This is a genomic window from Candidatus Eisenbacteria bacterium, from assembly GCA_035577985.1.
In the GTDB taxonomy this organism is placed as follows: Bacteria; Desulfobacterota; Binatia; order DP-6; family DP-6; genus DATJZY01.
The window spans coordinates 86,290-108,130 of sequence record DATJZY010000061.1 but is presented as its reverse complement, the minus strand read 5'-3'; the positions used below and the strand labels follow the sequence as shown (position 1 = coordinate 108,130).

Genomic DNA, 21,841 nt, shown 5'->3' with positions numbered 1-21,841 from the left:
GAGCGTTGCGCCACGGCCCGCCCTCTGGAAGAAGCCGCGCATGTCGCACGATCGCAGTGGTACCGCGGAGCCGAGGATGGTCGACCTCTCCGACGAGGAGGGCGTCAAGCGCGTCCTGTCGACGACCATCCTGGGCCTCTGGGACATCGTCAACAACCTCACGCGCCTGCGTCCGACGCGGCGTGATCGCTATCGCGTCGCCATCTTCGGCTCCGCGCGCGCGCAGCCGGGGACGTTCGTCTACGACGAGGTGAAGCGGGTCGCCACCGCGCTCACCGCGATGGGTTGCGACATCGTCACCGGCGGCGGGCCGGGGCTGATGCAGGCGGCCAACGAGGGTGCCGTCGCGGCCGGGATGCCAGAGCGCTCCACGGGGATCCGTGTCGAGCTACCCTTCGAGCAGGAGGTGAATCCGTTCGTCGAACAGGTCTTCGAGCACCGCACCTTCTTCACGCGCCTCCACCACTTCGTGCTCGCCTCCGACGCGTTCGTCGTCGTGCCCGGCGGGATCGGCACGGTCCTGGAGACGATGATGATCTGGCAGCTCCTGCAGGTGCGCCACGTGCAGGACGTCCCGTTGATTCTCGTCGGCCGGATGTGGGCTGGCCTGGTCGAGTGGGCGAGGACGAGCATGCTCGATCCACGCCTGCCGATGGCCAATGCCCAGGACTTCGACATTCCGCGCTGCCTCGAGACGGCCGACGAGGCGATCGCGGTGGTGCGGGACCTGCACGCGAAATGGCGCGCGGCGGAGCCGCGAAGCGCCTGCTAGGGGAACGCGACGATCTCGTCGTCGAGCGGCAGCTGATCCGCATGGGCGCCCGCCAGCGCGCCCCGATCGATCGTAGCCGGTTCGCCGTTCCACAGCGCGTCCTCGTTCGTCAGCCGACCCTCGCCGGTGAAGGACGCCAAGACGTACGGAAGCCCGTTGGCCACGAGCGGCGACGGTGCGTCCATGACGTGGAAATGGAGGTGTGGTGCGTCGGTGTTGCCGGAGTTTCCGAGCAGCCCGAGGGGCTGGCCGCGACGAACGTGATCCCCCTTGCGGACGCGAACGCTTCCGGGCTGGAGGTGTGCGTAGAGGGCGAAGCGGCCGTCGCCGATGTCGACGATGACGTGATTCCCCGCGGCGTTCGAGATGGTCGCATCGGGCGGGCGCGTGGCCGGTACCTGCTCGGGCAGCGCGTTCTCCGTCTCGACCACGATGCCGCGCGCGACCGAGAGGACTTCCACGCCGTAGAACGCGTAGCTCGAGAGCTGAGACTTGTCGCCCGTGAACAGCCGGCCGTCGCCGGCGAGCTGCACGAAGTCGATGGCGAAGCGCTCCGCGACGCGGATCGTGCCGTCGATGGGCAGGGTCGCGCCGCGATGGGCGGTGATGGGCGTGCAGCAGCCGTTCGCGACCAGCCAACGCGGGCCGCGGAGCGGGGAAGACAGCACGACCGCACGTCGTTGCGCGACGCCGACCGGCGCACCGACGAACGTGATCGCCTTCGCGGCCGGCGGCGACGGATCGCGGTCGCCCGGCTCTGGCGGCGGCGTCGCTCCCGGGGCCACGGTGATGGCAAAGCGGTGCGAGAGCGCGCGCGGCGCGCGAGCGCCCGCCGGCAACGACACGTCCATGAACAGGGTCGCCGACGCGCCGGCGCCGATCGCGGTGCCGCCGGCGCCCCCCGCGAGCCGGAGCATGCCTCCGAGATCCGGACCCTGCATGCGTGCGACGACCGTCTCCGTGGCGGCGTCCAGCGCCTCGACCGTGTCGAGGCTCACCTGCGAGCTGGCGAAGTTCATGATCAGCAGCTCGTAGGCGAGGTGCAGGCGGGCGTCCGCTCCCTGCACCGGGTCGACCGGTGCGACGGCGCGAACCACGAGCGGCGCGACGACGGCGGCGGCCGCAGCGGGCACCGACGCGGCGAGTGTGGCGAGAATCGGCAAAAGAAGGCGGACCGTCACGGGCACGTGTGTCGACTCCGCCGGGTGGCGCGGATGTCGTGCGCGGCGGCGGCGATGAACGATGGCGCCGCCTCGGTGGTCGAGACGGCGCCGCCGGAACGCGAGGGCTGAAGTCATGGGGCGGTCGCGACCGACGCCGCGGCGGGCGCCCCGATCTCGCGCTCGGGTGGAGACGGCGTGCCCGGTACGAGCGAGCCGAGCTCGAGCCCGACGGCCATCGACGCGACGAACACCAGGACGGCCGGCCATCCCGTCACCAGCGCGACCAGCGAGGGCCCAGGACAGTAGCCCGAGAGCCCCCAGCCGATCCCGAACAGCGCGGCGCCGCCCACGAGGCTCCCGGTGACGCGCTGGTGCTTCGGCAGCGAGAACCCGGGCGCAAGGATCGGCGCGGGACGTGCCAGAACCAGCCGGAACGAGACGAAGGTCACCGTCACCGCGGTCGTCATGACGAATGCCAGCGTGGGATCCCATGCTCCGGTGACGTCGAGGAAGCCCACGACCTTCGCCGGATTCGTCATGCCCGACAGACCGAGTCCGACCGCGAACAGCATCCCGAACGCGAACGCGCTGACGAAGGTCATGGGAGGGACGCTCCGACGACGTGCCTCACGACGTAGACCGTGAGAGCCCCGGTGGTCATGAAGGTCAGAGTGGCTGCGAGCGAGCGTCGTGAGCGGCGGGCAAGTCCGCACACGCCGTGACCGCTGGTGCAGCCGTTGCCGATCCGGGTTCCAACCCCGACCAGGAGCCCGGCCGCAGCGAGGCGGCCGACGGAGCGCGGGATCGTCGGGCCGAACGCGCCGGGATCGATCGACAGGACGAGCGCGCCGCCGGACAAGAGCCCCGCGACGAACGCCAGCCGCCAGGGCGTATCCTTTCCCCAGGGAGGAAGAAGGCCGCTGAAGATGCCGGCGATCCGACCGTTGAACAGGAGCAGCCCGGTCGCGGCCGCACCGATGAGCGCCCCGCCGATCACCGCCTTCACGATTGCGTCGGGTGGCATCGCAGCGACCGCGTCTTGTCATGTCGTCGAGGCGCACGCCAGCGGTCGTGCGCCCGCCGTGGCGGTACGTATCGGGTGCTCGATCCGCTGACCGACGGGTGGCACTACCGCCCCGACTCGGCGAAACTCGACCCGCGTGCCGAGACCCAAAGAACCCTACGATCCCGTCGACTACGAGGTCCGCGTCGTCGGGGCGCCGCGACGCCGCTGCGCGACTTCTACCACGCGCTGCTCCGGCTCTCCTGGCCGGCGACCATCGGCTTCATCGCGGCCGGCTACTGCGCGGCGAACCTCCTCTTCGCGTGCGCCTACCTCGCGATCGGCGGAGTCGAGCATGCACGGCCAGGCTCGCTCCGCGACGCCTTCTACTTCAGCGTCCAGACCATGGGCACGATCGGCTACGGCTCGATGTACCCCGCGACCGACGGGGCGAACCTGCTCGTCGTGGTCGAGTCGACGGTGGGGCTCGTGCTGACGGCGCTGGCCACCGGCCTCGTGTTCGCCAAGTTCTCGCGCCCGACGGCGCGCCTGATGTTCTCGCGCAACGTCGTGCTCTCGCCGATGAACGGCGTGCCGACGTTGGCGTTTCGCATCGGCAATCGCCGGACGAACCACATCTTCGAAGCGCACGTCCGGGTCTCGATCATGCGCACCGAGCGGACGACCGAAGGCCGCGACTTCTATCGCACGACCGACCTCACGCTCACGCGTGATCGTCTCGATCTCACGCGCTCGTGGAACGTCCTCCACGTGGTCGACGAGACGAGCCCACTCTTCCGGGACACGCCCGAGTCGCTGGAGAGCGCCGGGGCCGAGCTCCTCGTCGCGGTGAGCGGCACGGACGACACCTGGATGCAGACGATCCACGCGATGCATCGCTACTCGGCCCGCCAGGTCGTCTGGGGCTACCGCCTGACCGACGTCATGAGCGAGCAGGGCGACGTCACCACGATCGATCTCTCGAAGTTCCACGACATCGAGCCGACCCAGCCTCTGCCGGGGTTTCCGTACCCGCGAGCGTAGGTTTCGACCTCGCGCGGGGGTCGGCCTCTGCCGGGTGTGTCGCCTCGGCCGGACACCACGTCCACTGCGGTGGTCAGAGGGGTCCCCGCGAGCGACCGATTCCGAAGGACGGGACGCGGTCCGCCGTTTGCTCCGTGGCGGCGTCATGAGCGCGAACGATTTCACCAACCAGGACAGCAAGGACGGCTACTCCGTGAAGCTCTGGCGCGGCGAGCGGATGTGTCTGGTCGGCATGGACGTCGACCAGCCCGAGGCCGACCTCGTGGGTTTCGCCATCGAGTCGAAGGCGCCGGGCGCGGCCGACTTCCAGCCGCTCCCCAACCGCATCGCCTTCTCCTACGACAAGCCGACCGCCGTGGCGGTGACGGGCGCCAGGCTGTTCTCCTCGCTCGATGCGCCCTTCCAGAAGTTCCGCTGGGTGCACTTCCCGCACGATCCGAAGGCCGGCACCTACCGCTACCGCGTCACCAAGATGCACATGCCGCAGGACGACGTCTTGAAGAAGGGCACGGCGATCGAGCTCGACATCTCGCTCGACCCGGTGACGTACGACGGCTTCCTGGACGTCGGCTTCACCCGCAACTTCGCGTCCTCGCAGGCCTACGCCGAGCGTTTCGGCAACAATCCGAACGTCATCCCGGCCACGGTCTCGAAGGGCCTCGAGTTCCAGAAGCTCTCGGATCCCAAGATGAAGGACGTCTATCGGTGGCTGGGCTTCGAGGCGTACGACCTGCTCTTCGGGTTCCTCGACGAGGCGCTCGCCGATCCGACGGTGACGATCGACGTGTTCGCGTACGATCTGAACGAGCCCGACATCCTGGTCCGCTTGGAGCAGTTCGGGTCGCGGCTCCGCGCCATCATCGACGACTCGGGCGAGCACCGTCCCGCGACGAGCGCGGAGTCGAAGGCGGCCAAGCGCCTCAAGGCGTCGGCCGGCGCCGACCACGTCCACCGCACGCACTTCTCGAGCCTGCAGCACAACAAGGTCTTCCTCGTGCGCAAGAACGGGACGCCGGACCGCGTGCTCTTCGGCTCGACCAATTTCAGCTTCCGCGGCCTCTACATCCAGGCCAACAACGTGCTCGTCTGCCGGGCCGCGCCGGCCGCCGCGCTGTTCGGTCAGCTCTTCGACCTCGCCTTCGCGAACCCCGCCGGCTATTCGAAGACCGCCCTCGCCGCGAAGTGGAATCTGGCGAAGGTCGACGGCAAGCCGCCGCTCACGTTCGGCCTCTCTCCGCATCCGAGCGACGACCTCACACTGACGCCGCTCGGCGCCGCGATCGAGCAGGCGACCTCATCGGTCTTCTTCTCGATCGCCTTCCTCTCGCAGACCTCCGGCCCGGTGCGAACCGCGATCGACGCCCTCGCGACGAAGCCGCTCTTCAGCTACGGCGTCGTCAACACCACCGGGAAGCTGAACGTCCACAAACCCGACGGCTCGATCGGCACCGTCGACTTCGAGTACCTCGCCGACCACGCACCCGAGCCGTTCAAGGGCGAGTGGTCGGGCGGCAAGGGCATCAACATCCATCACAAGTTCGTGGTGACCGACTTCAGCCTGCCGACCGCCAAGGTCTACACCGGTTCCTCGAATCTCTCGAAGACGGCCGAGACCAAGAACGGCGACAATCTGGTGATGATCGAGGATTGTCGCGTGGCGACCGGCTACGCGATCGAGGCGGTGCGCGTGTTCGACCACCTCCACTTCCGCACGACCATGAAGGACGCGAAGAAGGCGGCGAAGGACAAGAAGAAGCCGCCGCCGCTCAAGCTGCGCAAGCCGAGGACGATCAGCGGTTTCCCGGCGTGGTTCGAGCGGTTCTACAAGCCGGGCACCCAGCTCGAGCACGACCGGAAGCTCTTCGCGCGCTGACGTCGTACCCGCCGTCTCGCTGGGCGGTCAGGCATACGTCGCGGCGCTCTTGGCGACCAACCCATCGTCGCCGAACACGACGGCGATGCGCGGAGGGTGGAAGACGTTCCACGCCGCGATCCATTCGCCAGCGAAGTGCAGCGCCCGTTGACGGTCGATCATGCGAGCCTTCGCCGTCCAGGGCTCACGGCGGGCAGGCGGCGTCGGCGGCGGTCGAATTCTTCGCCAGGTACTTCTTCCCGGCGGTGAACTCGATGCTGCCGCCGAATCCCATGCAGTACCGCGCACCACCCAGGCGAAGCTCGATCAGTACGGGCCGCGGATCCGACGCAAGCCCGATCCCGAGTGCAGAACCCTTGCCGACGATCTTGATCCCCTTGCCGGGCTTGATCGAGATGCTCTTGATGGGGTTGCCCTTGGCGAAGGTGTAGCCGTTGGCCGGCTTCTTCTTCGAGATGTAGCGCCACCCCGAGGTCGCCAGGGGGTAGGTCTCGTCGAAGCCGCCATCACCGGAGGCAACGACGCGCAACTGGCCCCCCTCCTCCGTGGGGTCGTCGGCGCTGCTCGGGCCGGCTCCCAGCGTGACCGAGCTGTCCTTCGAGAGCAGGTTCAAGAGGGTCGCCTTCAACAGTAGCTTCTTGCCCGAGAGAAGCTGCGCCGGCAGCGTCGTGGTGGTGCTCGCGGGGACGGTCGCCGTCGTGGTGGTCGACGTCGGCGCGCTCGTCGTGGTGCTCGTCGACGTGGACGTGCTGGTGCTGCTGCTCGTCGTCGTCGTACTGGTGCTGCTCGTCGTCGTCGGGACGAGCGTGGTCGTGCTGGTCGAGCTCGTGGTCGACGAGGTCGTCGAGGTGCTGCTCGTGGTCGAGGTCGTCGTCGTGGTCGGCGGCGGGATGGCCTCGTCGCATCCCAGATCGAACCCGGCGCCCAGCGGGCGCGAATCGCCGTCGATGTCGGTCGTGACACCGACGCCGGGGCCGGCGTCGATCGCCGCGGAGCCCGGCTGCAGATGATAGTCGTCGCTCATCGGATCGACGAAGAGCGGGGTGCCTGCGACGGGGTGGCCGTTCGTGATGCCGCCACCCTGCGTGTCGGACGTGTTGCCGTCGAAGAGGTTGTAGTCCGCCGTCACGGTGCCCGTGTCGTTGTTGAGACCGACGCCGTGCGAGGTGAGGATGCTGTCGAGCAGCGTGACGGCGCCGCTGCTCACGTAGATCGCCGACCCCGGCAGGGCGAGGCTCGACGCGAACGTCGAGTGCCGGATGCTGCCGCCGTTCCCGAGCCACAGTTGCTCGCCCTGGCCGCCGACGGCGTGGTTGCGGGCGAAGAGGGTGTTGTCGATCGTCCCACCGGCGAATTGGAGCAACCCGCCACCCGTGTTCGCCTGGTTGCCGACGAACGTCGCGCCGGAGATGGCGGTGGCGTTTGCGGCGATGGCGCCGCCGTTGACGTCGGCGGAGTTGGTGATGAACAGGGCGTCGTCGACGGTGACCGTGGGGCCACCGCAGTAGATGGCACCACCCCAACCGCCGAGCACGGCGCGGTTGCTCTCGAACCGACCACCCATCACCTGGATGGTGCCGCTCTGCGAGGCGAGCGCCCCACCGGCGTAGCGGCTCGTGTTGCGCAGGAACATGGTGTCGGTCGCGACCACCGCCAGTCCGCCGAACGAAGCGCCGCCCCAGTTGTTCTCGGCCGTGTTGCCGTCGAACGTGCTGCCGGTGAGGTGCGCATCGCCGAACGCCAGCACGCCGCCGGCCAGGTTCGAGGCGGTGTTGCGGAGATACTGGCAGCCCGTCACGGTCGCATCGGCACCCGCGCCGGTACCTCCCCCGCTGCCGGTCATCGTTTGATTGTCCGACACGATGGAATCGGTGATCGTGAGACTGGTCCCCGTATCGATCCCACCGCTGTTGCCGCCCATCAGGACGACGTTGAAGCTGACGAACGCGTTCGAGACGGTCGCGTTCAGCGGCGTCCAGGCCCCGCCGCCGTTGTTGCTGCGCGACGTGTTGCCGACGATCTGCGTGCCGTCGATCGTGATGTCGCCGTCGCTGTAGAGGCCACCGCCGCCGGCGCCCGAGTTCCGGAGCAGCCGACCGCCGTTCATTGTGACTCGGTTGTTCCCGGCGAATCCGCTGTATACGCCGCCCCCGCGGTACCCAGCGTAGTTGTCGGTCACTTCGACCGAATCGAGGACAGCCTGATACCACATGAAGAGCCCGCCTCCACCGCCCGACTGCGCGGTGTTGTTCGTGAACCGCACGTCGGTGAGCACCGTCGAGGTCGGCTGCACGCTCACGAAATCGGCGATGTACGCGCCCCCGCCCCAGTCGGCCGTCGTGTTGTGGATGAACTCGGTCGTGGAAATCGCAGTGACACCAAGCGCTATCAGGCCCCCGCCCCCGCGGTAGCCCTGCATCGTCGCGGTGGTGTTGTTCGCGAACCTGCTCCCCGTGATCGAGAGTGACCCGGCTGCATACAGACCGCCGCCGAACATGGCGGTGGCCGTGTTTCCGTCGAAGACGCTGTCGACGATCGTGACGTCCTGGGCGGCGAACACGCCGCCCCCGCTCTGGGCCGCCGTATTGCCCTGCAGCGTCACCCGCGTCAGCGTGAGCGGACCCGCGGCGTCGATGCCGCCGCCGGACCCGGCGCTGTGGGCGTTCCGGATCGTCAGGTCCGAAATGGCGACCGCCACGGCGCCCGTCTGGATCGCCTGCACGGTGGTCCCGCCATCGATGGCGAGGCTCGTCTGGCCCGGACCAACGATGGTCAGCGGATCGGTGATGCCGAGCGGCGTGGCGAGCGAGACGACGCAGGGACAACCGGCCAGGTTGAACGAGATCGTATCCGCGCCCGGCGCACCGTTGGCGCTGGTGATGGCATCTCGAAGTGAACCGACGCCGCTGTCACCCGTGGTCGTGACGACGAAATTGGCCGCTTGGGTCGACCAAGCGAACACGCAGACCGCGAACAGCGCCGCCCCACCACTCCGCATGCTCCACCCCACCACCGCATGACGCGCGGTTCGTCCCGGTTACTCCATTTTCCGCCGAGTGTCCAAGCGCGCCGGTGGCGCCACGAGCGTCAGTTGCAGTGCGCCGCCGCGACGAGCCCCACCCACTGCTCGAGCAGCATGTCCTCCGTGCCGCCCGGCGCGAACTGTGCGCCGCCGCCGTGCGGCACCAGGTCGAGCGGCTTCTGGACGATTCGCGACGCCGTCGGGTTGGCACTGTCGACGAATAGCGCGACCAGGCGGGCCGTCGCGCGCGGGTCGACCGCATCGATGTGCAAACGTGTCGCGGCCGCCTGGAAGCCGGGCGCATGGCAGGTCCCGCAGAGGCTGAAGACGCTCGTCATCAGTTGATCGTCGAAGAGCGTCTTGTTCTGATCGTAGACGGCGTCGCAGCTCGAGCCGTCGGTCGCGAAGGGCGGGTTCTGCGTGAAGGCGAGGCTGCCCACGAGCTTTCCACCCGGCGCCTTGATCTTGACGTTACCCTTGAGCGTCGTGCCCGAGATCTTCGCGGTCCAGCGCAGGAAGCCGCCCGTTCCACCGCCGCCGGAGACCTTGATGCGCTTCGGCGTCGCCTTGCCCTGCAAGAGGTAGGCGCCGCCGAACTTCGCGAGATCGATCGGCAGGGCGATCGTCCCCGTGACCTGGCTGCCCACCTGCGAGAACGTCGCCGACGCGGCGAGCGTCTGGGGAATCTTCTTTCCCGACAAGGTGCCGTCGAACGAGCCGGCGATCTGGGCCTGCGTCGGACGCAGCGGCAGCACCGCGAGCAAAAAGAAGGTGGCCGCTGCAATCCGTTCCGTGGTCGTCATCTCCCGATGTCCTCCTATGGTTTCATTCCGGTCGAGATCCAGCCTTTCACGAGGCCGAGGTCGCTGGGCGCGAGACCGCCGCCGGGCGGCATGCTGCCGCCCGCCATCCTCCCGAGCGCGACGCGCGCGTACCGCCGCACGCCGCCGTACGACGCCGCCCAGCCGTGGCAGGACGCGCACCGATGCGCGAAGAAGCTCCCCACGCCGTCGGCGCGGAAGGAGATCTCGTCGAGCCCGTTCGTGATCCGCAGCGACGTCGGCGCGACGCGCGGCACGAAGCGGGTGACTCTTCCCGACCAGCCGCTCGACCCGTCGGTCGGCGCGATCGTGAGGTGGTAGACGCCGGCGGCGGCCGTGGCCGTCGGTGCGAGCCGCGCGACGCGTCCGCGGGGCTCGATCGCCGCCGCGAGAATCGAAGCGCCGTCCGGATCCTCGAGCTGCGCCACCTGCGGCAGGCCGGACGCTCCCTGGGAGGCGCCGACCACGCAGCCGAGGCGCGAATTCGCCGGCATCGGAACGCCGACGATCTGCTCGCCCGTCCCCTGGATGGCGAGCGCGCGCGCCCATTTCTGCTTCGCGATCACGGTATAGAGTCCCTGCGATCCGTCCGTCGACGCGATCGCGAGCTCGTAGGTTCCCGTCTTCTGCACGGGAAGGTTCGTCCGCAGTCGGGAACCGCCCGGGAATGCGAGATCGAGGGGTGTGCCGTCGGGATCGGTGAGCGCGAGGCTCGCGACGAAGGCGGCGTGGAACGTGAGCTGCAACGTCGCGCCCTCGTCGAGATCGAGCGAGATGCGATCCGTCTCGCCCGCAGTCTTGGAGATGTCGCCGTGCGCCGTCCCTCCGCCGCCGAGACTGCCGGCGGCGTCGTCCGCGTGCGCGTGACGAGCGAGCGCCGCCACACCCATCGCGCTGATGCAGATCGAAATCACGAAGCGTCGAAGACTCATCCCACCTCTTCCGTGAGCACACCGATGACGCTGCAACCTGCTTGCACGGGAGGAATCGAGCAAGGGGTATGCCTTCATGCGGGCTTCACGTCGCGCGGGTAATCGTTGCATTTCGTCCCGCACGGGCACGACGGTTCACGCAGTCCGTTGCAGCGCGACTGCAAACGGTTGCAGTGATCGGAACGCGCCAGCCCGATGCGGTTGGCCAGTCCCGGCGAATCGGCGCGGCATCGTCCTTGCTCGTCATTGCCGGCATGTCGGTACGGAGTGCTCTTGCGGTCCGCGTCGCACGGTCGCTGGTTCTCGCGGTGGCGCTGGTCGCTCCGGCAGTCGCGGCGACGAGCCTCACCGGCTCGTACGCGGGCCAGCTCCGGGTGGCGCGGCCGTCGCAGACGTTCGACGTAGCCGCCGCGCTCACCGACGCGGCCGGGGTGCTGAGTGGCACCGTGGTGCTCGGCGCGACGGACCCGACGCTCGCCGGTACCTACCTCGTGCAGGGCAAGCTTCGCGGCACGCGCATTCGTCTCATCGGGAGCAGCTCGACCGGCGCCCGGCTCGTCGTACGCGGCACCCTCAACGCGAGCGGCGTCGCCGGCAGGGCCCGGGTGCGTGTCGCCGGAACGCGCGCGAAGGGCCGGCTCACGCTGACGCGCCGGGTGGCGACCGGCGACGGTTCGGCCTGCGATGCCGTCTTCACGCAGAATCAGCAGTTCTTCACCTCGCAGGTGATGGACCAGGTCCTCGTCCCCGTCTGCTCCGCATGCCACGCGGCGGGTGGACAGGCGCAGGCGACCCGCCTGCGCGTGGTGCGCGGCGATCCCGCCGCGACCGCGCGAGCCACGGTGCTGGTGATCGATCAGTCCGCTCCGACGTCCTCGCTGCTCCTCACCAAGCCGCTCGACGCCGTCCCGCACGGCGGTGGCCGTCAGCTCACCGCGGGCAGCACCCAGGCGCAGATCCTCGCGCAGTGGGTCGATCTCGTCGCGCAGGCGAATTGCTCGACGACGCCCACGGGGGGCGGGACGGGAGCCGACCTCTACGCCGCGCGCTGCGCCGGCTGTCACGGTGCGGATGGAGCCGGACTGGCGGGCGCGACCGACGTCCGCTGCACCGTGCGCAGCCTGCTCACCGACGCCGTCCGCAACGGCCGGGGCTCGGGGCCGAGCGCGATGCCCGCGTTCTCGACTACCGACCTTCCACAGGACCAGCTCACGACGATCGCCGACTACCTCCGCAGCCTGTGCAGCGGCAGCGGCGCGGACCTCTACGCCTCCAACTGCGCGAGCTGCCACGGCCCGACCGCGGGCGGCGGACGCAACGCCGACGGCGTCTTCGGTCCGAACGTCCGCTGCAGCGAGGGAGGCGATCTCGGCGAGGCCGTGCGCGGCGGCGCCGAAGGGATGCCGGCGTTCCCGTCGCTCGCGGGCTCGCAGCTCACCAAGCTCGGCCGATATCTGAGCAGCCTCTGCTCACTCGGCGGAGGTGGCGGCGACTGAAGACTCCGTTGCGCCGAGTACCCCCCGAGCCGTCGCGCCAACCCCCCGGCGGCTCACCGGCCGGCACCACCCCCTGGTGCCGGCCGGGCTCCCCGTTCACTCGAGCGGCAGCACGACGCGCACGGTTGCGTCGACGTCCGACGCCTCCAGATAGCCGATCGCCTTCGGGTCCGACGCCACGTAGCGCTTGATCGCGTCGCTCGACGACAGGACGGTCGGCGGAAAGACGCCGTGGAAATACTGCTCGTTCCAGTAGGCGGTGAGCTCGGCGCTGTCGGCGTGGAGCACGCGCTGCGAGAACCGCTCCCGGAGCGCGCTTCCCGACGGAAGGTTCAGCGCGACGATCGCGGATCCGTCGTCCCAGAAGCGCCGCTGGCCGAGATAGATGCGCCGGACGTCCTCGATCGCGAGCGTGTCCGTGCGGTCCGGATGGACGACCACGACCAACGCGGGGTCCCCCGAGCGTCCCGCCGCGATGCTCGCGAGCGCCAGTCCCACCACGAGGAGTGCAACCAGCCGCCGCATGTCAGAACAGGATCGCAATCGACGACTTGAAGCCGGGTGGCGACTCGTCGACGGGATGGTCGGCGGCCAGGTACTCGGCCTTCAGGACGAGCCACGGATAGGGCTTGTAGGCGAGGCCGCCGACGAAGAGGTCGCTCGCTCGTCCGCTGTCCCACGGATCCCAATGCTCGTAGCGTCCGACGACGTACAGATTCGGCAGCGTCTCGACGACGCCCTGGAGGTAGAGGCCCCACACCGCGTCGGTACGCTGCTCGCCGTCCTGGACGACGGCTTCCCCCATGACCTCGAAGCGATCGCGCTGGTAGAGCCCGTCGACGCCGCCGAGATAGCGCCACGCGCCGTGGTCCTCCGCCGCCAGGTACGACGCCCCGATGCTCCAGCCGGGCCATGCACTGTATTCGAGGCGCCCCCCGCCGCTGCGATCGGCGGGGTGCGACGTCGGCGTCGGATCGAGCTGGTTGGTGGCTTGGCCGTAAAGCTCGTAGGTGAGCGTGTTCGCGCCCGGGAACAGCGTGCCGAACACCATCGCGCCGGTCGTGTGCGGATCGAACGGCACCTCGGTGACGAGTGGACGCGACGTCGTCCACACGAGCGGCTGCGCGTGGATGACGTTCCAGCGCCCGACCGGCGTGAGGAACTTGCCGACGCGGATGCTGACCGCGTCCGACACGGCGAGGTCGCCGTAGAGCCGCTCGGCGGTGAATTGATAATCGGGGTTTCCCCACTGCCCGTCACCGTCGACCTGGACCAGGTCCTCGAACTCGAGCTCCGAGAAGATGTGCAGGCGCGCGAGCGGATCCCAGATGACGAAGAGGCTGAGATCGTCGAGCTTCAGCAGCGCCGGAGACCCCTCGTCGCGCACGAGGTTCACGTTCGAATAGCCGCCGAGCGTCAGGTGCGTGTCGCCGAGGTGCAGGCCCTGTCCCGGCAGGTAACGCACGTCTCCGATCGGCGTCGGCCAGCTGACGAGCGCGACGTCGGCTCCGGAGGCCGCGGCGGGCGGATCGGCCGCGTATACCGACGACGCCAGCAGGGCGACGAGCAGCACCGTGCCGGCTAGAGCGCGCCCGCTGACGCGGCGGCGTCCCTTGACTGCCTCGATGGACTCCAGCATCAGACGGTCGAGCGGCGAGGTGGCGCACCCTACGCGACGGGCGAACGACCCGCAACCGTTGACGCCGTGGTTCTCGCTGCGTTCGCTGCGCGGGAAGCTGCAGCTCTTCTCGCTCCTGCTCGTCCTCGTGCCCGGTGCGCTCATCGCGCTCATCACGCTCGATCGCGCGCGCGACGCGCTCGGGCGTGCGACCGGCCGGCAGCTCGCGGAGGTGGCGCACGACGCGCTCGAGGAGATCGCGACGGTGCTCGCCGACGCGCGCGCCAGCGTGCGCGGGTGGGCCCGCCAGGACGTCATGCGCGACGTGCTCGTCGGCGACGTCGACAAGCGGGTGACCCGCTTCTTCCTGGCGCTGCAGCACGAGGCGTCGCCCTACCGGGCGCTCGTGTGCACCGACCGCACCGGGCGCGTGGTCGCGGCGACCGACCCGAGCGAGATCGGCGGGATGCTGGCCGACCAGGCGTGGGTCCGCGCGGCGCTCGCGGGGGAGGAGTTCTTGGCGGGGCCGGGCCCGCTCGACGACGGATCCGACCAGACGGTCGAGATCGCCGTCCCGATCCGTGACGTCGCTGGCTCGGGGGCGCCCATCGGCGCGCTGCTGGCGCGGTACGACTGGGGAGACGCGATGAGCGTCGCCGACCGCATCCGGCGCACCCTCGTCCCGCACGGGCTGACGGTCGACCTCCTCCTGCTCGACCGCCACGGCACGATGCTGGGCGCGACGTGGCACGACGGGATCGATGCCCGCGAGCGCGACCTGCGACGCGCCGCGGGGCAGCGTCTCGCCGGGCAGATCCCCGCCGAGCGCGTTCGCGGGTTTCTCTCCCCGGAGGACGCGGCCGTGCTCGTCGGGTACGAGCGGGGCGACTACCTGAAGTTCGACTGGCTCGCGCTCGTGATGGAGCCGCTCGACGAGGCGTTCCGGCCGATCCGCGAGATGGAGCACCGGCTCGTCCTCGGCCTCGCCGCCGTGCTGCTCGGCGCCCTCGGCGTGGCGACGTATCTGGCCGGCCGGATGACCCGTCCGCTGCGCGAGCTCACGCAGGCCGCCGCCGAGATCGCACACGGCCGGTCACCGCACGCGCGCGTCGTCGCGCGATCGCGCGACGAGATCGGCCAGCTCGCGGCCACCTTCAACGGCATGGCAGCCGAGCTGCAGCGGGCACAGGAGGACCTCCTCACGGCCGCCAAGTTCGCGTTCGTCGGGGAGGTAGCGGCGGGCGTCGCCCACGAGGTGCGCACGCCCCTCGGCATCCTGCGCAGCTCGGCGCAGATGCTCGAGCGCTCGGTCCCGAAGGACCAGCCGCAGACCGTCGAGCTGGCGAGCATGATGATCGAGGAGGTCGACCGTCTCGACCGCGTGGTCGACGGGCTGCTCGAGCTCGCGCGCCCCCACGAACCGCTCGTCGAACCGACGTCGCTCCAGACGGTGCTCGAGCGCGCGCTCGAGTTCGTCGAGGCGCAGGCGCGCGAGAAGCGCATCGCGCTGGTTCGCGAGTTCGGCGCCGGGCCCGGCATGGCGCAGTGCGATCCCGAGCAGATCTATCAGGTCGCCCTCAACCTGATCGTGAACGCCCTCCAGATCCTGCCCGCCGGCGGCCACATCGCAGTGCGGACGCTGCCCCGACGGGGCAATCGGGTGGGGTTCGAGGTGAGCGACGACGGTCCCGGCATCGCGCCCGAGGTGCGGGATCGGATCTTTACACCCTTCTTCTCGCTGCGGGCCGGGGGAACGGGACTCGGCCTGGCCCTCGTCCAGCGTGTGGCGCACGAGCACCAGGGCACGGTATCCGTCGATAGCACCGTCGGGCGCGGCACGACCTTCCGGGTCGAGCTGCCGGCCGCGGAGGCCGGCGCATGACGAAAGCACTCGTGGTCGACGACGAACGGAAGATGCGCCGCATCCTCCAGATGGTGCTCGAGCGCATGAGCATCGATTCGGTCGTCGCCGAAACGGGAGCCGAAGCGCTCGAGCGCTTCGATCGCGAGCAGGTCGATCTCGTGCTCACCGATCTGAAGATGCCCGGGATGACGGGGATCGAGCTCCTGTCCGAGCTCCGCGTCCGCGACCCCGACCTGCCGGTCATCGTCCTCACCGCGTTCGGTACCGTGCAGACGGCGGTCGAAGCGATGAAGGCCGGCGCGTGCGACTACGTGCTGAAGCCGTTCGATCTCGACGCGATCGAGATCACCATCCGCAAGGCCCTCGACCTCAGCCGCTACCGGACCGAGAATCGCTACCTCCGCGAGCGCGAGGATCGGATCCCGGCGTTCGAGAACCTGGTCGGCGCCTCGCCGGCGATGCAGCAGGTCTACGAGCTGGTCCGTCGCCTGGGACCGACCCGGAGCACCGTCCTCGTCACCGGCGAGACCGGAACCGGGAAGGAGCTCGTCGCGCGCGCCATCCACGCCCTCAGCCCGCGACGCGAGCGCCTCTTCGTGCCGCTCAACTGCGCCGCGATCCCGGGTGAGCTGCTCGAGAGCGAGCTCTTCGGGCACACGCGGGGCGCGTTCACCGGGGCGCACGCGGATCGCGCGGGCAAGTTCGAGGTGGCCCATGGCGGGACGCTCTTCCTCGACGAGATCGGCGACATGCCGATCGCGCTGCAAGCGAAGCTTCTGCGCGTCCTGCAGGAGGGCGTGATCGAGCGCGTCGGCAGCAACAAGCCGATCGCGCTCGACGTCCGGATGATCTCGTCGACCCACCGCGATCTGCCGGCGCGGATCCGCGAGGGCACGTTCCGCGAGGATCTGTACTATCGCCTGAACGTGTTCAACGTCGCCCTGCCCCCGCTGCGGGATCGCCGCGAGGACATCGGGCACCTCGCCACCTTCCTCCTCACCCGCTTCGCCCGGGAGCTGGGACGCGAGATGCCGACCCTCACGGCCGAGGCGCTGGCGGCGCTCGAACGCTACGAGTGGCCGGGCAACGTCCGCGAGCTCCAGAACGTCATGGAGCGCGCCGCGGTGCTCGCGACCGGTCGTGAGATCGATCCCGCGGTCTTCCGGCAGCTCGGCCCCGCGGGCACCGGTCCCGCCCCCGAGCCCTCGCCCGAGAGCTTCGCGCTCGAGGCGGCGGTGGAGCAGTTCGAGCGCAAGCACATCCTGCGCGCCCTCGCCGCGGCCGGCGACAACAAGTCCCAGGCCGCGCGCCTGCTCGGGGTCAGCGAACGGACGCTCTGGTACAAGCTCAAGCGATACGGACTCTAGTGTCCTACTTCGCCTGCACCGACTCCAGGTGATCGAGGATCGCATCGAGCCGTCGCTGCGCGTAGGCGGCGGCGATGCCGGTTGCCGCCTGGCCCGCTGGCTCGAAGTGAAGCGCCCAGACCGGCATCTCGCGCGTCCCGTGGGACGCGACCGGATGCGCGCCGGTGACGACGGCGGCGACCTCGGCGCGCGGGAACTGCCCGCCGTGCGTGCGCGCGAGCTGGGTGAGGTCCGGTGGGGGCATCTTCAACGACGCGGCGACCGGACCACGCCCGCGCGCATCCGCGCCGTGACACGAGGCGCAGCACTCGAGATACGGATTCCCCGAGGGCGTTGTGCCGGCATCGGCCGCAGCGGCCCGGTCGGGCGCGTGCGACGCACAGCCCACCGCGCCTCCCAGCACCGCGATCATCGCCAGCGCGCGTCCGGTCCCCGTCATGCCCCCACCCCCTTCCCTCCTCTACACGGTTCCCGATCGGGATGCATGGCATCGCCTCGCGCCGCATGATCGACAGAGACGCGGGAGGGACCTGATGCGTGCTGAATGGCTGGTGGTCACGGGATGCTTTTGTCTCGGCGTGGCGCTCATCGAAGCGTGGTGCCTGACGGCGGTGCGGAACCTCCACGTCGCGGCGCTGAAACGCATCTTCCCCGACTCGCAGCAGCTCCTGCGGTCGCACATCGACTATCTGATGATGACCGGGCTGCTCTTCGTCTCGTACTTGATGTTCCGGCAGTTCGGCATCGTCCCGCCCGGCGTCCTGGTCGCAGCGGCCTGCGCGGGATCGATCATCAACCCCGGGGCGTTCCTGGCCATGGCGATCGCGCCGCAGCTCGGCAAGAAGCCTCCGGCGCTGTTCGGTGGCATCGTCTCGGTGAGCTTCGTGCTCACGACCAGCGGCTACCTCGGCTCCGGGTGGCTGATCGCGCGGGCCGCGCTCGCCGCCGGGTGACCTACGGGATCGCGAGCGTCGTGCGGTACGCCGGATACGTGTCGACCATGAGGTAGGCCCGCACGCTCGCGGGCACCGTCACGCCGGCGAGCGGCACGCTGACGCTCCGGACGAGACCTCCCGCGTCCGTCTGCCGGGTGGTGACGAAGCCGTAGTCGACGGCGACGGGCTTGCCGGTCACCGCGTCGAGCAGCAGCAGGCTCACGGCGTGCTCGTCCGCGCGCAGCGTCGTTCCCGTGAGCGTGGCGGTGACGGCGGTGGCGTCGCCGGTGATGTCGACGGTTCCGACGCCGGCGGGGGCCTGCTGCGTACCGCCCTCGAAGGTGTGCAGATCGGCGCCGCCGAAGACCGTGAGGACGTCCGTGTCGGGGTTGCAGAACCCGAGCTGGCGCAGGAACTGGCCGTAGAAGAAGATCCCCGAGCAGATCCCCGAAACGTTGATCGCCGGGCTGGTGAAGGTGGGGCCGCCGGACCCGACGTCGGCGCGCGTCGCGATACGGAAGAACTGGAACGGGATCCGGAACGCGTTGAAGGCGATCGCGAAGCCGGACTCGTTCACGAACGTGAGGGCGCCGTCGCGGTAGTCGACCTCCAGGGGGAAGAGCACCTTGGTCGCCGGCTCGATCACCGTCCGGTTCTCGCCCTCGGCGAGCTTCGCGCCCACGACCCACGCGAGCGACGTCCCGGGCGCGGTGCTCTCGACGAAGCCGAGCAGATAGTGGATCGAGTCGAAGCCGATCTGGTTGTAGCTCGGCAGGATGGTCGGCAGCGGCGCGGCGACGCGCGACAGCTCGAGCACCCCGGCCGGATCGCCCGGCATCGACGGAACCGGAAGCGGGAGCACGAGGTCGCCGGCATTCGGCGTGCCCACCTGGAACGTGAACGTCTGCGAGAAGGTCCCGCCGACGTCACCGCCGGAGAAGCGCAAGCCTTCGCGCATCGGGCGTACGAGGTACTGGCCGTCGATCGTGACGGAGAGCGGGCCCGTCCACGGCGCCAGCGGCACGACGGTGAGGAACTTGCGGTCGCCGGAGATCTCGGTGCGAACCGTAACCGGTGGGTCGACGGTGACCGTGGTGTGCATGGCGTCGATGTGGGCGATCACCGTGTCGCCGTGCTCGCGCACGAAGAGCGAGAAGGCGAGCGGCTGGTTCGCGTCGATCGGGTCGAAGGTCGGGCCGTCGATCTGTCGGCCGAAGCGGCTCGTATAGTAGAGCGCGGCGCCGTCGCTCGGCAGATCCTCGGCTCCACCCGCGCGGCAGCGAGGGTCGAGCTCGTTCCGTGGCAGCAGGCAGAAGTCGTACGGTAGGTCGAAGACCTGTCCGCTCTCGCCCGCGATGACGATCGCGTCGGCGCCGAGCGCCGGTGAGGCGTTCAAGTCGTCGCGGTCGGCGTCGATGAGACGGATCGACCAGCGCAGCGTCCCGTCGGGATTGAGGACGTAGAGCCGGCCGTCGCCGGCCCCGACGTACACGTTGCCCGCGCCATCGATCGCCGGCGACGAGCGAATGGCGTCACGCGTGTCGAACTGCCAGCGCACGGTGCCGGTGGCGGGATCGAGACCGTACACGCTGCCGTCGGCGGACGCCTGGACGATCGTACCGTCGGGCAGCTCGCCCGGGCTCGCGTAGATGTGGTCACGCGCGCCGAACGGCGCGGGCCACACCTCTGCCCCGGTCGTGCCGTCGTAGGCGCGCACGAAACCGTCGAAGCCGCCCACGACGACGTGTCCGTCGCGGGTCAGGAGCGGGCTCGCGGCGATGGTGCCGTCGGTCCCGTGGCTCCAGAGCTTCGCGCCGGTCGCGCCGTCGAGCGCGAAGGTGTTGTCGCCCAGGGCCGCGAGCAGGTTGTTGTTGCCGAGGAAGGCGCGCCCCGTGGCGGCGTCGACGGCGGGCAGCGACCACGTCTGGTCGGCGGTGCGAAAACGCCACGCGACCGCCGCGTCGTCGCGCGAGAGCGCGTAGGTGAAGAAGTTGTCGTTGGGGACGATCAGTCGCCCGTCGGCGCCGAGGGCGACGTTGCCCTCGAACCAGTCGATGAACGCCCCGGCCGACGGCGCGTCGGCGTCGAACGTCCACACCACGTCGCCCGTCTCGCGATCGAGCGCGTACAGCGTCCCGTCCCCGGACCCGAAGTAGACGCGGCCGCGGTCGTCGAGCAGCGCCGACGAGTCGACGATCTCGCCCGTGAGGCGCGACCATTTGAGCGTGCCGTCCTTCCGGATGGCGTAGAAGGTGCGATCCGCGGAGCCGACGTAGATCGTGCCGTCGCCGTCGATGACCGGCGAGCTGAAGATCCCCTTCCCCGTCTGGAAGGTCCAGCCGTCCCTGCCGGTGTCGGTCGGGATGGTGATCGGGCTGGCCCCGTCCTGACGCGCCGTGCGCCGGAACTTCGGCCACGGGCTCGTCGGATCGAGCGCGACGTCGTACTGGAAGGGCGCACGCGTGGCGCGCAGCTTGCGGATGCGCGGCTTCGATCCCGGGATCGTGACGATGCCCCGCAACGTGCGACACCCGCGGGCGGACAGGAGCGCACGCAGCTTCACGGCGCGCGGCGCGCCGTCGCACGACTTCCACGAGGCGCGGACGACGGTCCCGGCGCGCGTGGGGCGCACCTTGGCCGGCACCGGCGCGCATCCGGTCGTGATGGCGACCGTGCCGTCGTCGCCGATCACGACGGCTTCGGTCGCGGGCGCGGCGACGTCGGCAAGCAGATGCTTCCCGTCGGGCGTGAGGAAGCGGCCGAGCCCACACGGAGCGGGGCGCGAGCGTGCGAGGGCGGTCCCGGCTAGCAGGACGAGGATCAGGGCGAGGCGGCACATCGGGACAGGCCTACCGTCGCGGTACGTTTCGCGCCAGGGGCACTGCCACCGCGTGTGTCCGCCCTACCGCCGTCGCCGTCGTTCGGTGTATGACCTCCGCGTGAAGCCCTCCGAGAAGTGGGGACGGCTCGCCGAGGCGCTGCTCGGCGCGCCGGCGTTCACTGTGGCGGAGGTCGCCCAGGAGGCCGGCGTCGACCGGGCGCGGGCCGAGCGCCTGTGGCGCGCGCTCGGCTTTCCGCCGGCGGACGACGACGAGCGCGTGTTCACGCGCTCGGACGTCGAGGTCCTGCGCGCCGCCCATGCGCTCGTCGCGATGCAGGGAACCGATCCGGTCGAGCTGATCCAGTTGACGCGCGTCATCGGGCAGTCGCTCGCCCGCGTCGCCGACGCCCAGGTGACGGCGAGCGCCGAGCGACTCGCGCGGCTGCGCAGCGCGCCGACGTCGAGCGATGGCACCGTCGCCGAGCTCGTCGACCGCATCGAGGCGCTGGCGCCGAGCCTCGAGCAGTTCCTCGGCTACGTGTGGCGACGGCACCTGGTGGCGGCGCTGCGGCGCCTGTCGGCGCAGCCGTCCGCGGCCGATCGGACGCTCACGGTGGGCTTCGCCGATCTGGTCGGCTTCACGGCCATGAGCCAGGCGCTCGACGCCGGCGAGCTGGCGGCGATGGTCGATCGCTTCGAGGCGGTCGCCTACGAGCACATTCCCTCACGCGGCGGCCGGATCGTGAAGATGATCGGCGACGAGGTGATGTTCGCCGTCGACGAGGGCCCGTTCGCAGCCGACATCGGGATCGCCCTGGTCGAAGCACACGCGCGCGACGCGACGCTGCCCGAGTGCCGCGTCGGGCTCGCCACCGGGCCCACGCTCGCGTGGGAGGGCGATCTCTTCGGACCGACGGTGAATCTGGCGAGTCGCCTCGTGAACCTGGCGCGCCCCGGCACCGTGCTCCTGTCCGACGATCTGGGCGAAGGGTTGCAAGACGATCCCCGCTTCGAGCTGCGCCATCTGCGGCCGGTCGGCCTGCACGGCATCGGTCGCGTGCGTCCCTGGGTGCTGCGCCGCGCACGCGTATAGTCCAAGGAGGAATGACG

19 protein-coding genes are annotated in these 21,841 nt (G+C 70.0%); 8 read left to right on the top strand and 11 right to left on the bottom strand.

The features are described from left to right. The first annotated feature begins 40 nt into the window (after positions 1-40). The gene (locus tag VMS22_10130) at positions 41-772 is read left to right on the top strand and encodes an LOG family protein (protein HXJ34381.1); all 732 of its coding nucleotides are present in this window, start codon (positions 41-43) and stop codon (positions 770-772) included. Here VMS22_10130 and VMS22_10125 read toward each other — a convergent pair. The 3 genes from VMS22_10125 to VMS22_10115 form a co-directional block, all read right to left on the bottom strand. Beyond that, positions 769-1,959, bottom strand: coding sequence for a M23 family metallopeptidase (locus tag VMS22_10125; protein HXJ34380.1), 1,191 nt, complete (start codon positions 1,957-1,959; stop codon positions 769-771). The two genes, VMS22_10130 and VMS22_10125, sit on opposite strands and share 4 nt — an antisense overlap. Before the next feature lie 107 nt (positions 1,960-2,066). Further along, positions 2,067-2,537 carry a DUF6691 family protein gene (locus tag VMS22_10120; GenBank protein ID HXJ34379.1) on the bottom strand — a complete coding sequence of 157 codons (471 nt, stop codon included), beginning with the start codon at positions 2,535-2,537 and terminating at the stop codon, positions 2,067-2,069. After that, the gene (locus VMS22_10115) at positions 2,534-2,959 is read right to left on the bottom strand and encodes a YeeE/YedE family protein (protein ID HXJ34378.1); all 426 of its coding nucleotides are present in this window, start codon (positions 2,957-2,959) and stop codon (positions 2,534-2,536) included. Before VMS22_10115 ends, VMS22_10120 begins: the two co-directional genes overlap by 4 nt. A 75-nt stretch (positions 2,960-3,034) precedes the next feature. Between VMS22_10115 and VMS22_10110 the strand changes: the two genes are divergently transcribed. Then, positions 3,035-3,982 carry an ion channel gene (locus tag VMS22_10110; GenBank protein HXJ34377.1) on the top strand — a complete coding sequence of 316 codons (948 nt, stop codon included), beginning with the start codon at positions 3,035-3,037 and terminating at the stop codon, positions 3,980-3,982. A 145-nt stretch (positions 3,983-4,127) separates the two neighbouring features. Then, on the top strand, positions 4,128-5,855 hold the full coding sequence (locus VMS22_10105) for a phospholipase D-like domain-containing protein (protein ID HXJ34376.1): 1,728 nt from the start codon (positions 4,128-4,130) through the stop codon (positions 5,853-5,855). A gap of 27 nt (positions 5,856-5,882) precedes the next feature. On the opposite strand, the gene VMS22_10100 is transcribed toward VMS22_10105, so the two are convergent. The 4 genes from VMS22_10100 to VMS22_10085 all read right to left on the bottom strand — a co-directional run bounded on the left by VMS22_10100 (position 5,883) and on the right by VMS22_10085 (position 10,630). Further along, on the bottom strand, positions 5,883-6,017 hold the full coding sequence (locus VMS22_10100) for a hypothetical protein (GenBank protein ID HXJ34375.1): 135 nt from the start codon (positions 6,015-6,017) through the stop codon (positions 5,883-5,885). Positions 6,018-6,039: 22 nt separating this feature from the next. Then, a complete protein-coding gene (locus VMS22_10095) occupies positions 6,040-8,853 on the bottom strand; it encodes a choice-of-anchor Q domain-containing protein (GenBank protein ID HXJ34374.1) in 2,814 nt (937 codons plus the stop codon). 89 nt (positions 8,854-8,942) lie between these two features. Then, on the bottom strand, positions 8,943-9,680 hold the full coding sequence (locus VMS22_10090; protein ID HXJ34373.1) for a hypothetical protein: 738 nt from the start codon (positions 9,678-9,680) through the stop codon (positions 8,943-8,945). A gap of 14 nt (positions 9,681-9,694) precedes the next feature. Beyond that, a complete protein-coding gene (locus VMS22_10085; protein ID HXJ34372.1) occupies positions 9,695-10,630 on the bottom strand; it encodes a hypothetical protein in 936 nt (311 codons plus the stop codon). A gap of 308 nt (positions 10,631-10,938) precedes the next feature. On the opposite strand from VMS22_10085, the gene VMS22_10080 reads away from it, so the two are divergent. Beyond that, positions 10,939-12,126: a c-type cytochrome gene (locus VMS22_10080; protein ID HXJ34371.1), complete on the top strand. Its 1,188-nt coding sequence runs from the start codon at positions 10,939-10,941 to the stop codon at positions 12,124-12,126. Positions 12,127-12,222: 96 nt separating this feature from the next. Here the strand turns inward: VMS22_10080 and VMS22_10075 are convergent, their stop codons facing one another. Together VMS22_10075 and VMS22_10070 are read right to left on the bottom strand one after the other, a co-directional pair. Then, a complete protein-coding gene (locus VMS22_10075; GenBank protein ID HXJ34370.1) occupies positions 12,223-12,651 on the bottom strand; it encodes a hypothetical protein in 429 nt (142 codons plus the stop codon). A 1-nt stretch (position 12,652) separates the two neighbouring features. Beyond that, positions 12,653-13,765, bottom strand: a complete 1,113-nt coding sequence (locus tag VMS22_10070; GenBank protein HXJ34369.1) for a hypothetical protein — start codon at positions 13,763-13,765, stop codon at positions 12,653-12,655. A gap of 58 nt (positions 13,766-13,823) precedes the next feature. On the opposite strand from VMS22_10070, the gene VMS22_10065 reads away from it, so the two are divergent. Both VMS22_10065 and VMS22_10060 read left to right on the top strand, forming a co-directional pair. Then, positions 13,824-15,626: an ATP-binding protein gene (locus tag VMS22_10065; GenBank protein HXJ34368.1), complete on the top strand. Its 1,803-nt coding sequence runs from the start codon at positions 13,824-13,826 to the stop codon at positions 15,624-15,626. Then, positions 15,623-16,975, top strand: a complete 1,353-nt coding sequence (locus VMS22_10060; GenBank protein ID HXJ34367.1) for a sigma-54 dependent transcriptional regulator — start codon at positions 15,623-15,625, stop codon at positions 16,973-16,975. Before VMS22_10065 ends, VMS22_10060 begins: the two co-directional genes overlap by 4 nt. Positions 16,976-16,979: 4 nt before the next feature. Here VMS22_10060 and VMS22_10055 read toward each other — a convergent pair whose 3' ends face one another. Then, positions 16,980-17,414, bottom strand: coding sequence for a cytochrome C (locus tag VMS22_10055; GenBank protein HXJ34366.1), 435 nt, complete (start codon positions 17,412-17,414; stop codon positions 16,980-16,982). A gap of 94 nt (positions 17,415-17,508) precedes the next feature. On the opposite strand from VMS22_10055, the gene VMS22_10050 reads away from it, so the two are divergent. Then, positions 17,509-17,928: a hypothetical protein gene (locus tag VMS22_10050; GenBank protein ID HXJ34365.1), complete on the top strand. Its 420-nt coding sequence runs from the start codon at positions 17,509-17,511 to the stop codon at positions 17,926-17,928. Position 17,929: 1 nt separating this feature from the next. Here VMS22_10050 and VMS22_10045 read toward each other — a convergent pair whose 3' ends face one another. Continuing rightward, positions 17,930-20,749 (bottom strand): PQQ-binding-like beta-propeller repeat protein, encoded by a 2,820-nt coding sequence (locus VMS22_10045; GenBank protein HXJ34364.1) that lies wholly within the window; start codon positions 20,747-20,749, stop codon positions 17,930-17,932. A gap of 100 nt (positions 20,750-20,849) precedes the next feature. On the opposite strand from VMS22_10045, the gene VMS22_10040 reads away from it, so the two are divergent. Next, the gene (locus VMS22_10040; GenBank protein HXJ34363.1) at positions 20,850-21,824 is read left to right on the top strand and encodes an adenylate cyclase regulatory domain-containing protein; all 975 of its coding nucleotides are present in this window, start codon (positions 20,850-20,852) and stop codon (positions 21,822-21,824) included. The last annotated feature ends 17 nt before the right edge of the window (positions 21,825-21,841 follow it).

Coding starts and splice junctions, on each gene's coding strand:
- VMS22_10100 (HXJ34375.1), bottom strand. CDS start 6,017: ATGATCGACCGTCAACGGGCGCTGCACTTCGCTGGCGAATGGATCGCG.
- VMS22_10050 (HXJ34365.1), top strand. CDS start 17,509: ATGCGTGCTGAATGGCTGGTGGTCACGGGATGCTTTTGTCTCGGCGTG.
- VMS22_10095 (HXJ34374.1), bottom strand. CDS start 8,853: ATGCGGAGTGGTGGGGCGGCGCTGTTCGCGGTCTGCGTGTTCGCTTGG.
- VMS22_10105 (HXJ34376.1), top strand. CDS start 4,128: ATGAGCGCGAACGATTTCACCAACCAGGACAGCAAGGACGGCTACTCC.
- VMS22_10115 (HXJ34378.1), bottom strand. CDS start 2,959: ATGCCACCCGACGCAATCGTGAAGGCGGTGATCGGCGGGGCGCTCATC.
- VMS22_10060 (HXJ34367.1), top strand. CDS start 15,623: ATGACGAAAGCACTCGTGGTCGACGACGAACGGAAGATGCGCCGCATC.
- VMS22_10070 (HXJ34369.1), bottom strand. CDS start 13,765: ATGCTGGAGTCCATCGAGGCAGTCAAGGGACGCCGCCGCGTCAGCGGG.
- VMS22_10075 (HXJ34370.1), bottom strand. CDS start 12,651: ATGCGGCGGCTGGTTGCACTCCTCGTGGTGGGACTGGCGCTCGCGAGC.
- VMS22_10090 (HXJ34373.1), bottom strand. CDS start 9,680: ATGACGACCACGGAACGGATTGCAGCGGCCACCTTCTTTTTGCTCGCG.
- VMS22_10055 (HXJ34366.1), bottom strand. CDS start 17,414: ATGACGGGGACCGGACGCGCGCTGGCGATGATCGCGGTGCTGGGAGGC.
- VMS22_10120 (HXJ34379.1), bottom strand. CDS start 2,537: ATGACCTTCGTCAGCGCGTTCGCGTTCGGGATGCTGTTCGCGGTCGGA.
- VMS22_10045 (HXJ34364.1), bottom strand. CDS start 20,749: ATGTGCCGCCTCGCCCTGATCCTCGTCCTGCTAGCCGGGACCGCCCTC.
- VMS22_10085 (HXJ34372.1), bottom strand. CDS start 10,630: ATGAGTCTTCGACGCTTCGTGATTTCGATCTGCATCAGCGCGATGGGT.
- VMS22_10130 (HXJ34381.1), top strand. CDS start 41: ATGTCGCACGATCGCAGTGGTACCGCGGAGCCGAGGATGGTCGACCTC.